This window comes from Methylorubrum populi, assembly GCF_002355515.1.
In the GTDB taxonomy this organism is placed as follows: domain Bacteria; phylum Pseudomonadota; class Alphaproteobacteria; order Rhizobiales; family Beijerinckiaceae; genus Methylobacterium; species Methylobacterium populi_A.
In genome coordinates this window covers 3978183-3990210 of the sequence record NZ_AP014809.1, presented here as the reverse complement: position 1 = coordinate 3990210, position 12028 = coordinate 3978183, and the positions used below count along the sequence as shown (strand labels likewise).

The following is a 12028-nucleotide window of genomic DNA, read 5'->3' as shown; positions in this document are numbered from 1 at the left end:
GTGATGCACATCGAGGCCCCGCCCCTCGCCTCCGTCGAGGGGGTCGCCTTCGCCTATCGCGGCCGTCCGGCTCTGCGCGGGCTCGACCTCACCCTCGTGCGCGGGACGACGCTGGCGCTGCTCGGGCCCAACGGAGCCGGCAAGACCAGCCTGATCCGCCTGCTCGCCGGGCGGCTCGCGCCCGATGCCGGCCGCGTCCGCGTCCTCGGCGGCGACCCCTTCGCTGACCGGGCGACCCGGAAGCGGATCGGCTTCGTGCCGCAGGAAATCGCGCTCTATCCCCGCCTCACCGTTGCGGAGAACCTCGACGTGTTCGCCCGGCTCGCCGGGCTCAAGCGGGGCGAGCGGCGCGGGGCGGTCGCGGCGGCGATTGGGCGCTGCGCCCTCGCCGAGGTCGCCGGGCGGGTCGTCGCCACGCTCTCGGGCGGCTATCAGCGCCGGGTCAACATCGCCGCGAGCCTCCTCAGCGAGCCCGACCTGATCCTGCTCGACGAGCCGACGCAAGGCGTCGATCTCGAGGCCCGGGCGGCGATCCACGCGGTGCTGGCGGCCCTGCGCGCGGGCGGCGCCGGCCTCGTCGTCAGCACCCACGACTTCTCCGAGGCCGAGCGGCTCGCCGACCGTGTCGCCATCCTCGCCGACGGGCGGATCCGGCGGGAGGGCTCGCTCGCCGCCCTCATGCGCCCCCTCGACGCCGCCCCGCCGGAGCACGAGGCGGTTCTGGAAGGCGCTCCCGATGCCGCCGCCGAGGCAGCCCTGCGACGCTCCGGCTTCTCGCCGCTCCACGGCGACGCGCGGTTCTGGCGCGCCGACCACGGCGCGGCGGGCGGGCTCGACGGCGCGGCCCTGCTCGCCGCCCTGCGCGCCTCCGGCGTGCCGGTGGCCGAGATCCGCGTGCGCCGCCCCGGCCTGGAGACGCTCTACCGCGACGGCCTCGCCGACCGCCCGGACCTGGAGAGCGCGGCGTGATCGCGGCGGCGTTCCGGGTGATGTGGCTCTCGCTCCTGCGCGACCGCGCGGCGCTGACCATGGCCTTCGTGCTGCCCACCGTCATCTTCGCGATCTTCGCCGCGATCTTTTCCGGCGCGATCGGGGACCGCATCCGCATCCATCTCGGGCTCGCCGATCTCGCGGGCACCGCCACCACGCAGCGCCTCGTGACCGCCCTGGAGGCCGAGCCGTCCCTGCGCGTCGAGCGCCTCGGCGTGGCGGATGAGGCGGCCGCCCTCCACGCCGTGCGCCGCGGCGAGGTCGATGTCGCCCTGGTGCTGCGCGGCGACCTCGCGGCGCCGGGCGGCGCGGAGCAGGCGAAAGCGGCGGCGAGCCAGCCGGTGCTGCTGATCGAGAGCCCGTCCCGCGCGCTCGCCACGCCAATCGCGCTGGGCCAGCTCCAGCGCGCCCTCAACGACGCCCTGCCCGACGTGGTGCTCTCGCGCATCGTCGCGGACGTGGAGCGCTCCGGCAAGATCGGCCCGGACGAGCGCGCCTTCCTCGACGAGGCCTTCGCCGAGCAGCGCGCGAGGAAGGAGCCGTTCTCCTTCACCCGCCTCGTCGAGACCCGCACAACCGCGAGCGGACGCGGCAACGAGCGGGTGAGCTACTACGCGGGCGCCATCGCCGCGGTGTTCCTGCTGTTTGCCGCGATGCAGGGGGCGCTCTCCCTGGTGGACGAGCGCGAGGGCGGCCTGGCCGACCGCCTCGCCGCCGGCCCCGGCGGCCTGCCGGTGATCGTCCTCGGGAAATTCCTGTTCCTGCTCGGCCAGGGCGTGGTCCAGGCCGGGCTCATCTTCGCCGCCGCCGCCTTGCTGCACGGGGTCGATGTCTCCGGCCACTGGCTCGGCTGGCTCGTGACCTCGGTTCTGGTCTCCGCCATGGCGGCGGGCCTCGCGCTCGCCGCCTGTTCCCTCTCGGCGACGCGCCAGCAGGCGCACCTCGCCGCGACCTTCGGCGTGCTGCTGCTCTCGGCGGTGGGCGGCAGCATGGTGCCCCGCTTCCTCATGCCCCCCTGGCTGCAGCAGGCCGGCTGGCTGACCCCGAACGCCTGGGCGATCGAGGCCTATCAGGCGGCTTTGGGCGAGGGCGTCTCCGCCGCCTTGCCGGCCTGGGGCGTCCTGGCGGCTCTCGCGGCCGCGGGGCTGGCGGTGGCGGTCGGCGTGGTGGGACGCAGACGGATCTGAGGCGGATCGCCCTGCGGCGACCTGCACTCGCGACCCGGGGGCCCGGATCGGGCAGAGGCAGCGCCTGCCCTGTCTTTCCCGAGCTGCGCAAACTCCGATGACCCACGCGATGCTGCGCCTGCTGATCGCCGACGGCAACGACCGCGACGGTCGCGCCAAGCGCGCGGGGGCCGTCGGCCGGACCACCTCGCAGGCCTTCGCCGCCGTGGTGGCCGACCTCGCGCCCGCGGCGGTCTGCACGCTGGTCAACCCCGCCGACGCCGATGCGATTTCCGGACTCGGTTTCGAGGCATTCGACGGCATGGTGCTCACCGGTTCCACCCTCCGGCTCGCCGAGGACGGGCCGGCGGTGCGGCGCCAGCTTGACCTGATGCGCGCGGCGCTGGAGGCCGGCCTACCGGTGTTCGGCTCGTGCTGGGGCATGCAGGTCGCCGCGGCGGTCGCCGGCGGAGACGTCGGCGAGAATCCGCGCGGTCCGGAATACGGCTTCGCCCGGCGTATCGCGCCGACCGGTGACGGCGCCGCGCATCCGCTGCTCGCTGGCCGCGGCCTCGCCTGGGACGCGCCCGCGATCCATCTCGACGCCGTCCTCGGCGCCCCGCCCGGCGCGCGGGTGCTCGCCGCCAACGCTGTCCTCGACGTGCAGGCGATCGAGATCCGTTACGGTCGAGGGCTGTTCCGGGGCACGCAGTACCACCCGGAAACCGATCTCGACGAACTCGCGGCGATGCTGCGGCTGAGCGCCGACGACGTCGTCGGCGCCGGTCTTGCCGCCGACCACGCCGCGGTCGACGCCTATGCGGGCGAGGTCGGGGCCCTTGCCGAGGACGACGGTTCCGCCCGCCGCCGGCGCGCCTGGCGTCTCGGAATCGGGGACGACGTGATCGACGCCGTGCAGCGCCGCCGGGAGATCGGCAACTTCCTGACGTCTCTCTCCTGAAGTTCCCTGCCCGGGGTCTCTGTCCACAGCCCGCGGCGCGGAATGGCCGGTGCGCGACCGGGTGGCACGTTGACCCGTCCCCATCTGGGTCTAGCTTCGCTTTGACGGACTTCTTCCTTAGGTTCCGCGGGAGACGCGTTTTCAATGAGCCAGGGTTCTTCGGTCGCCGTCGTCGGCAGCGGGCTCGGTGGTCTTGCCTCCGCCTGCGTGGCGGCGGCCCGCGGGCATCGCGTCACGGTCTACGACAAGAACGATTGGATGGGCGGCAAGGCCGCGGTGCTGCACGAGGGCGGCTTCCGCTTCGATATGGGCCCGACCATCCTCACCGTGCCCCGCGTGCTGGAGCGCATCTTCGCCGAGGCCGGGCGCTCGGTGCACGACTACATGGATCTGCGCCGCCTCGACCCGCAATGGCGCTGCTTCTTCGATGACGGCTCCCGCATCGACCTGATCGAGGATGTCGACGCCATGGCCGCCACCATGGACCGGTTCGCGCCGGGCCAGGGCATCGGCGACGGCTACAAGCGCTTCATCGCCATCTCGGAGCACCTGCACGGCGTCTCCGAGCGGTTCTTCTTCTGGAAGGCGGTGCAGGACCTGTTCGACACGATCGACCTCCGCGCCAACATGAATCCCGGCACCCTGCGCGACGTCCTGTCCCTGCGCATGCACGCCACCGTCGCGAGCACGATCCGCGGCAAGGTCAAGGATGCCCGCCTCGCGCAGATGCTCGACCACTTCGTGCAGTATGTCGGCTCCTCGCCCTACGGCGCACCCGCCGTGCTCTGCGCCATCGCCCACATGCAGACGGCCGAGGGCGTGTGGTATCCGATGGGCGGCACCCGCGCGGTGGCCGAGGGGCTGATGCGGCTCGCCACCGAACTCGGCGCCACGTTGAAGCCGGCCGACGAGGTGCTCGGCCTCGACATCGCCGACGGCCAGCTTCGCGGCCTGCGCACCCGCGACGGGATCAGCGCCTACGACGCGGTGATCTCCAACATGGATTCGGTGCGCACCTACCGCGAACTCGTCGGCGGCGAAGTCGGCAAGGCCTACGAGAAGAAGAACTTCGAGCCGGCCTGCTCCGGCGTGGTGCTCTATCTCGGCCTGAACAAGCGCTACGACCACCTCGCCCACCACGACTTCGTCTTCTCCCGCGATCCCGAGGAGGAGTTCGACTTCATCTACCGCAAGGGCGAGCCGGCCCCCGACCCGACCGCCTATCTCGCCGCCCCCTCCTCCACCGATCCGAGCGTGGCGCCGGAGGGGGGCGAGGCGCTCTACGTCCTCGTCCACACGCCCTATCTGCGGCCGCACCACGATTGGTCGAAGATGTTCCCGGCCTATCGCCGGACGATCCTGGAGAAGCTCAAGCGCACCGGCGGGATGCCGGACATCGAGGAGCGCATCGTCGTCGAGCGCCACCTCACCCCGCAGGACATCCACGACCGCTACAAGGTCCTGAACGGCGCGATCTACGGGCTGGCCTCGCACGGGCGGATGATGGGCGCGTTCAAGCCCGGCAACCGCTCGCGGGAGGTGCGCGGCCTCTACCTCGCGGGCGGCGCCGCCCATCCGGGGCCGGGCATGCCGATGGTGATGATGTCGGGCTGGATCGCCGCCGATGCCCTCGATCAGGACCTGCGCGGGAGCCGGGAGCCGGAACTGCGCAAGAGCGCCTGAGCTTCCCCCGTCATGATGCGGTCGACAAAGCCGCCCGAGCGCTCACCGCGGCTCTGGCGGTTCATGGCTGCCTATTTCGACCGCTTCGTGCGGCGCCATATGAACGCCCTGCGGCTCGCCCGCTGGGGCGTTCCGGCCGGCGGGAGCGGCTTCGGCCCGCTGGTGATCTATTCCAACCATCCGGCATGGTGGGATGCGGCGATCCTGATCGTCGCCGCCGACCGCCTGTTTCCCGGGCGCGAGAGCTTCGCGCCGTTCGATGCCGCGATGCTGGAGAAGTACGGCATCTTCCGGAAGATGGGCGCCTTCCCGGTCGATCTCGACAGCGCGCGGGGCGCCGCGCAGTTCCTCGCGGCCTCCCGCGCGATCCTGGGGGCACCGAACCGCGCGGTCTGGATCACCGCGCAGGGGCGCTTCGCCGATGTGCGGACCCGCCCCCTCGGCCTGAAGGCCGGCGTCGCCCGGCTCGCCGAGATCGCGCCCGAGGCGACCTTCCTGCCGCTCGCCGTGGAATACGCCTTCTGGGACGAGCGCGGCGCGGAGGCCTTCCTCGCCTTCGGCGCCCCGCTCGCCGCCGCCGAGCTGCGGGCCCTGCCCCGCCCGGAGCGGCTCGCCCGGCTGGAGACGGCGCTGACCGCCACCCTCGACCGGCTCTCCGCCGACGTGATCGCCCGCGAGCCCGAACGGTTCGAGACGCTGCTGGCGGGCCGGCGCGGGGTCGGCGGCGTCTATGACGGCTGGCGCCGGCTCGCGGCGGCGCTGACCGGCCGCCGTTTCGAGCCCGGACACCGAAGCGGCGATGCCGAGGAGATGCGATCGCGATGATGCTGGCGCTCCTCGTTCTCGCCCTTGTCGCCCTGGCGCTGGCCCTGCTCCCGGCGGGGCTGGCGGCGGTCAACCTCGCGATCCTGCGAACCCCTGCGCCCACGCCGACCGACGGCCTCGTCTCGATCCTGATCCCCGCCCGCAACGAGGCGGCGGTGATCGAGGGCACCGTGCGGGCGGCGCTGGCGAGCCGCTTCGTTCCGGTCGAGGTCCTGGTCGGCGACGATCACTCCACCGACGACACCGCCGCGATCGTCGCGCGCATCGCGGCGACCGATCCGCGGCTGCTGCTCGTCGCCGTGCCCGCCCTGCCCGAGGGATGGACCGGCAAGAACCACGCCTGCGCCGCGCTCGCCGGCGCGGCGCGGGGCGAGCGCCTGCTGTTCCTCGATGCCGACGTGACCCTGGCGCCGGACGGCGCGGCGGCGCTCGCCGCGCACGCCGGCAAGAGCGGGGCCGATCTCGTCAGCGGCGTGCCGCGCCAGGTGATGGGGACGCTGGGCGAGCGCCTGACCGTGCCGATGATCAATTTCCTGATGCTCGGCTACCTGCCGATCGCTATGATGCGGGCCTCGCCCCGGACCTCGCTCGGCGCCGCCTGCGGGCAGATGATCCTGATCGCCCGCGAGGCCTACGCCGCCACCGGCGGTCACGGCGCGATCCGCACCTCGCTGCACGACGGCGTGCGCCTGCCGCGACTGTTGCGCGAGCGCGGCTATCGCACCGATCTCGTCGCCGGCCACGCGCTCGCCGCCTGCCGGATGTATCGCGACTTCGCGCAGTCCTGGGCCGGCTTCTCGAAGAACGCGCACGAGGGCATGGCGACGCCCGCAGCGCTCCCCGTTTGGACGGTTCTGCTGTTCGGCGGCCATGTCCTGCCCTGGCTCGTACTCGCCGCCGCGCTGGCGCTCGGCGCCGGCACCGCCGTCGCGATGGCGGGCGCGGCCGCTCTCGTCTCGCTCGCCACCCGCGCAGCGATCACCTTTCGGGTGGCCGAGCCGGCGGCGACGATCCCCCTCCACCCGCTGACCGTCTGCACGGCCCTGGCGATCCAGTGGAACGTGCTGCTGCGCCCGGCGCGTGCCGGCCGGGCGGTGTGGAAGGGCCGCAGCTACGCGGTGGGCGGATCGATGGGCGGACCCGTGGGTGGATCCTTGGAAGGAGCGTCGAAGCCGCAGCGGAAGCCGGGCTGAACCCTTTCAACCCAAAACAATCCGTGCGGCAAATCGTGTTAGGCGCGTCATCCAGCCTTTGCAGTTCCTGAACAACGCCTGTAGCCTTGGTGACACGACGGCCCGGCACCTTGCCGGGCCGCATCGCCAGGAAGTTCGGTCGCGTCGATGAGGGATGAGAGCGCCGCCGCCGTGTCGGCCCGCCCCACCGCCGACCCGCACACATCGCGGGAGGGATCCCGCACGGTCACCGGTGGACGTCCGATCGAGAGCTACCCCCCGCGCTACGAGACCGGCCGTCACGGCCGCCGCGACGCCTACGCCGCGCTGGATCTCGGCACCAACAATTGCCGCCTGCTGATCGCCGAGCCGACGCCCAACGGGTTCCGGGTGATCGACGCCTTCTCCCGCATCGTCCGCCTCGGCGAGGGCCTGGGCAATTCGAACCGCCTCACGGAGGCGGCGATCGAGCGCACGGTGGAGGCCCTGCGGATCTGCCGCGGCAAGATGAAGTCCCGCGCGGTGGCCCGCTCCAAGGTGATCGCCACGGAGGCCTGCCGGCTCGCCGTCAACGGCGCCGAGTTCGTGGCCCGCGTGCGCGCCGAGGTCGGGCTCGATCTCGAGATCGTCGACCGGCAGACGGAAGCCTATCTCGCCGTCACCGGCTGCGCCGCGCTCGCCGACCCGCGGGCGGAATCGGTCGTGATCTTCGACATCGGCGGCGGCTCCACCGAGATCGCGTGGCTCGACGGCGCCGCGGCCAATCCCTCGACCGACCCCACCCTGCGCATCCGCGCCTGGGATTCGCTGCCCGTCGGCGTGGTGACGCTGGCTGAGCGCCACGGCGGCACCGAGGTCACCCGGCGCACCTTCGAGGGCATGGTCGAGGAGGTGGGCGACCTGATCTCGCCCTTCGCGATCCGCGCGGCGGCGGCGGCCACCGCGCCCTACTTTCACCTGCTCGGCACCTCCGGCACCGTCACCACGCTCGCCGCCATGCATCTGCGGCTCGCCCGTTACGAGCGGCGCCGGGTCGACGGGCTCTGGATGAGCGACGGCGAGGTCGGCGACGCCATCGAGGATCTGCTCGACACCCGCCTCGAACAGCGCGCCGACAATCCTTGCATCGGCCGCGACCGGGCCGATCTCGTACTCGCCGGCTGCGCCATCCTGGAGGCGATCCGCCGGGTCTTCCCCTCGGACCGCCTGCGCATCGCCGACCGCGGCCTGCGCGAGGGCCTCCTGATGAACATGATGCGCGAGGACGGCGTCTGGCGCCGCGGGCGCTACCGCTAGAGCATCATCCCGAACGCTGGCCTCCGGCTTTCGGAAAAGGACGACGCGAGAACAAAAGCCCCGCGCACTTCACGGGCCGGACGGACCGCGATAGGGACGGACCCGTGAAGGAATCGAGATCATGAGCGACCGGCGAGGCGGGACGGGCGGCCTGCGCGGCGACCTGAAGCAGCGGGTGAAGACCGGCCGCGGGCGCACCCTTTCCCAGAAGCGCTGGCTGGAGCGCCAGCTCAACGATCCCTACGTCGCCCGGGCCAAGCGCGAGGGCTACCGCTCCCGTGCGGCGTTCAAGCTCATCGAGATCGACGAGCGCTTCAAGCTACTCAAGCCCGGACAGCGCATCGTCGATCTCGGCGCCGCGCCCGGCGGCTGGTCGCAGGTGGCGGCGAAGATCGTCGGCGAGAGCGGGCGCATCGTCGGCATCGACCTGCTCGATGTCGAGCCGATGGCGGGCGCCACCTTCATCACCCTCGACTTTCTCGACGACAGCGCACCCGAGCGCCTGACCGAGCTTCTCGGCGGCAAGGCCGACCTCGTCCTGTCCGACATGGCCGCCAACACCACGGGCCACAAGAAGACCGACCACCTGCGCACCATCGGCTTGGCCGAATCCGCCGCCGCCTTCGCCGCGGAGATCCTGGCGCCGGGGGGCGCCTTCCTGGCCAAGGTGTTCCAGGGCGGCACCGAGGGAAGCCTGCTGGCCGACCTGAAGCGCGATTTCGCGGTCGTGCGCCACGTCAAGCCGGCGGCGAGCCGGGCGGATTCGAGCGAACTCTACGTGCTGGCCACCGGATTCCGCGGGCCGTCGGCCGATCCCGTGGCGGACGACGAGGGCTGAGCCTCAAGACGCGTTCCGTCGGGGTGAGGCGAAGCCATCCGGCGACGCGGCCCTTCCAGGGTTGGGCGGCGCCCTCCGACGGCCTCGCTCCGCTCGCCGTGACGAAATCGGTCGGGGCGGCTGCCCGCCGCCGCCCGGTCGTGGCACGATAGCTGCGCGTTCCATTCGAGAGCCCGCGCAAGCCTGAAGGCCCCGATGACCGTCAAGCCCCTCAACCGTTTCGCCGTCGCACCCCTGGCCCAGATGACGCGTCGCCTCGCCGAGGTCGCCGCCGGGCGGGCCGAGCCCGATCTCGTCATCACCGGCGCACGGGTGCTCTCCACCTATTCCGAGCGCATCCTGCCCGACCGCGAGATCTGGATCGCGGGTGGGCGCATCGCCGCGGTGAAGCCGGCGGGCCAGCATCGCGGTCATGCCCCGCGCCACGACGCGGCCGGCGGCCTGATTGCGCCGGGTCTGGTCGACCCGCACCTGCATATCGAGAGCAGCATGATCACGGCCTGCGCCTATGCGGAGGCGGCGCTGATCAACGGCACCACCACGATCGTCTGCGACAGCCACGAGATCGGCAACGTGCTCGACGTGAACGGCGTCGAGTGGATGCTGGAGGATGCCCGCGCCGCGCCGCTCAACATGTTCCTCACCGTGCCGAGCACGGTGCCCGCCACGACGCCGGAGCTCGAGACCGCGGGCGGCGACCTGACGGCGGAGAAGATCGCCCGGCTGTTCGATGCCTGGCCCGAGGCGATCGGGCTCGGCGAGAAGATGGATTTCGTCGCGGTGGCTGCCGGGGACGAACGGGCGCACGCCATCCTCCGCGCCGCCCTGGAGCGGGGTCGCCCGGTCTCGGGCCACGTCTACGGCCGCGATTTCGTGGCGGCCTATGCCGCGAGCGGCGTCACCGACACCCATGAGGCGGTGGATGCCGACATCGCCGACGACCTTCTGGAGGCCGGCCTCTGGATTTTCCTGCGCGGCGGCCCGCCGACCACTCCCTGGCACTCGCTGCCCAAGGCGATCGGCACGGTGACCGAGTACGGCGCCGCCTGGAAACGCGTCTGCGCCTGCACCGACGACCGCGACGCCGACGACCTGCTCGCCTTCGGCCTCGACTGGGTGGTGCGCGAGGCGGTGGCGCGCGGCATCCCGAAGCCCGCGGCCTGGGCCATGGGCTCGCTGCACGGGGCCACCCGCTACGGCCTCGATGGGGAGATCGGCGGCCTCGGCGGCGGGCGCCGGGCCGACCTCGTGCTCTTGAACGACGATCTCGTGCCGCAGGCGACGTGGTACGGCGGCGAACGGGTGGTGGCGGACCGCAAGCCGACGCCGCGGCTGGAGGAAGCCCTCGCCCGTCCCTACCGCTACCCGGCGCCGGCCTACGCCACGGTGCGCCTGACCGATCCCCTCCCCGCCCTGATCCCGCCGCTGCCCGCCGGGCCCTGCACGGTCAACGCGATCCGCACGACGCTGCCGGGGATCGAACTGAGTCATGAGCGTGTCGCGCTGACACCCGGCGCCGATTGGCCGGCGACGCTCGCCGCGCACGATCTCTGCCACGTCGCGGTGATCGAGCGGCACAACCGCTCCGGCGGGATCGCCCACGGGCTGCTCTCCGCCTTCGGCCTGAAGCGCGGCGCGGTGGCGAGCAGCGTCGGTCACGACTCGCACAACCTCATCGTCGCCGGACGGAACGAGGCTGATATGCGGGTGGCGCTCGACGCCATCGCCGCCGGTCAGGGCGGGGTCTGCGTCGTCGAGGAGGGGCAGGTCGTCGCGATGGTGCCGCTGCCGGTGGCGGGGCTCCTCTCCGACAAGCGCGTCGGCGCGGTCGCGGAGGAGGTGAAGGCCCTGAAACGGGCCTGGGACCGGGCCGGCTGCAGCATCCCCTATATGGGCTTCAACCTGATCCCGCTCTCGGTGATCCCGCAGATCCGCATCACCGACAAGGGCCTGGTGCTGGTGCCGGAGATGCGACAGGTGCCGCTGTTCGAGGCCGCTTGAGCGCGGCGACCGGCTTTCCCTCTCCCCGCAGGCGCGGAGAGGGGATGTCCGGCCGGTTTGAGGGGACGCGGCCGCGGCTCAGCGCGCCGTGGAAATGCCAGGTCCCTTATCGGTCCATTCCGGCGGCAGACCGAACATGTCGCCGATGATGCCGTCCACGCCCGGAGCGCGGCCGAAGGCCTCGCAGTCGGGATCGAGCGGGGCCTCGCCCAGCGTGGTGATGCGGATGCGGTCGTAGGTCGGGAGCTGCAGCTCGCCCTTGAACGGGTCCTTGCCGGTGGCGAGGTAGGAGCCGAAATCCTGGCCGAACTCGCCCGCGAGGTCGTAGGCGTCGCCGGCCGCGGAGAAGCGGGCCTGGTTGGTGAAGGAATTGGCCGCGCCGGCCCAGATCATCGCCGCGCGCTGGCGGTTGCGGGCGTCGAGCGCCTCGGCCTCGATGGTCAGGCTGCCCAGCCCGATCGGCACCCGCGGCACCGGCACCTTGCCGATCGTGTTGGCGAATCCGACGCCGACCTGCGCGGCGACGGAAATCGCCGCCGAGGCGCCGATGGTCGCGCTCGCCCCCGGAACGTTGGTGACATCGACCCGCGTGATTGCCGAGCGCACCGTGAGGTCGGCGCGTCCCGAGGACACGATGTCGTAGCGCAGCGACAGGTCGTAGCAGAGCGCCCGGTCGGCGGCGTTGGCGATCACGCGCCGCTCGGCCGGCGTCAGGCCGGGGCCGGAGACGGCTTCGGTGAACACGGTCGGCACGATCCGCACGGTGCGCACGGTCTGCGGCAAGGTCGGGTCGATGAACAGCTTCGACTCGGAGGCGACCGCGTCGCTGGTCACGAACTGGTCGCGGCGCGAGAGGGCGCCGCCGTCGGTGAGAACCACGTCGCCGCAGCCGGCGAGGCCGGCGAGCAGGGCCGCGGCGAGCGCGAGGCGGGACAAGCCGGAACGAGGATACGACCGCAGGGGCATCAGGCTCTTTCGCGGGATGGGAGGCCGGCGCCGTCGGGCGCGCGGGGTACGCATCCGACCGAGGCCGGACAGCACCGCTTTTCGGGCGGAAGCCTAGCGGTAAGGTGGCGGTCCCGGAAGGATTCCGCAG

10 protein-coding genes are annotated in these 12028 nt (G+C 72.5%); 9 read left to right on the top strand and 1 reads right to left on the bottom strand.

Annotated features, from left to right (window positions below; genetic code table 11):
• From MPPM_RS18405 to MPPM_RS18365, 9 genes are all read left to right on the top strand, one after another.
• On the top strand, positions 1–969 hold the full coding sequence (locus MPPM_RS18405; RefSeq protein WP_096487913.1) for an ABC transporter ATP-binding protein: 969 nt from the start codon (positions 1–3) through the stop codon (positions 967–969).
• Positions 966–2177, top strand: a complete 1212-nt coding sequence (locus MPPM_RS18400) for an ABC transporter permease (protein WP_096486304.1) — start codon at positions 966–968, stop codon at positions 2175–2177. Before MPPM_RS18405 ends, MPPM_RS18400 begins: the two co-directional genes overlap by 4 nt.
• 97 nt (positions 2178–2274) lie before the next feature.
• Positions 2275–3117, top strand: a complete 843-nt coding sequence (locus MPPM_RS18395) for a type 1 glutamine amidotransferase (protein WP_096486303.1) — start codon at positions 2275–2277, stop codon at positions 3115–3117.
• A 144-nt stretch (positions 3118–3261) separates the two neighbouring features.
• The gene (locus MPPM_RS18390; RefSeq protein WP_096486302.1) at positions 3262–4800 is read left to right on the top strand and encodes a phytoene desaturase family protein; all 1539 of its coding nucleotides are present in this window, start codon (positions 3262–3264) and stop codon (positions 4798–4800) included.
• Between the two features lie 12 nt (positions 4801–4812).
• Positions 4813–5625: a lysophospholipid acyltransferase family protein gene (locus MPPM_RS18385; RefSeq protein WP_096486301.1), complete on the top strand. Its 813-nt coding sequence runs from the start codon at positions 4813–4815 to the stop codon at positions 5623–5625.
• Positions 5622–6818 (top strand): glycosyltransferase family 2 protein, encoded by a 1197-nt coding sequence (locus tag MPPM_RS18380; RefSeq protein WP_096486300.1) that lies wholly within the window; start codon positions 5622–5624, stop codon positions 6816–6818. The genes MPPM_RS18385 and MPPM_RS18380 overlap by 4 nt, the downstream gene beginning before the upstream one ends.
• A 147-nt stretch (positions 6819–6965) precedes the next feature.
• Positions 6966–8093: a Ppx/GppA phosphatase family protein gene (locus MPPM_RS18375; RefSeq protein WP_096486299.1), complete on the top strand. Its 1128-nt coding sequence runs from the start codon at positions 6966–6968 to the stop codon at positions 8091–8093.
• A gap of 121 nt (positions 8094–8214) precedes the next feature.
• A complete protein-coding gene (locus tag MPPM_RS18370; protein ID WP_096486298.1) occupies positions 8215–8931 on the top strand; it encodes an RlmE family RNA methyltransferase in 717 nt (238 codons plus the stop codon).
• 195 nt (positions 8932–9126) lie between these two features.
• Positions 9127–10932 (top strand): adenine deaminase C-terminal domain-containing protein, encoded by a 1806-nt coding sequence (locus MPPM_RS18365; protein WP_096486297.1) that lies wholly within the window; start codon positions 9127–9129, stop codon positions 10930–10932.
• Positions 10933–11010: 78 nt separating this feature from the next.
• Here MPPM_RS18365 and MPPM_RS18360 read toward each other — a convergent pair whose 3' ends face one another.
• A complete protein-coding gene (locus MPPM_RS18360) occupies positions 11011–11898 on the bottom strand; it encodes a DUF3313 domain-containing protein (protein WP_096486296.1) in 888 nt (295 codons plus the stop codon).
• Positions 11899–12028: the final 130 nt, after the last annotated feature.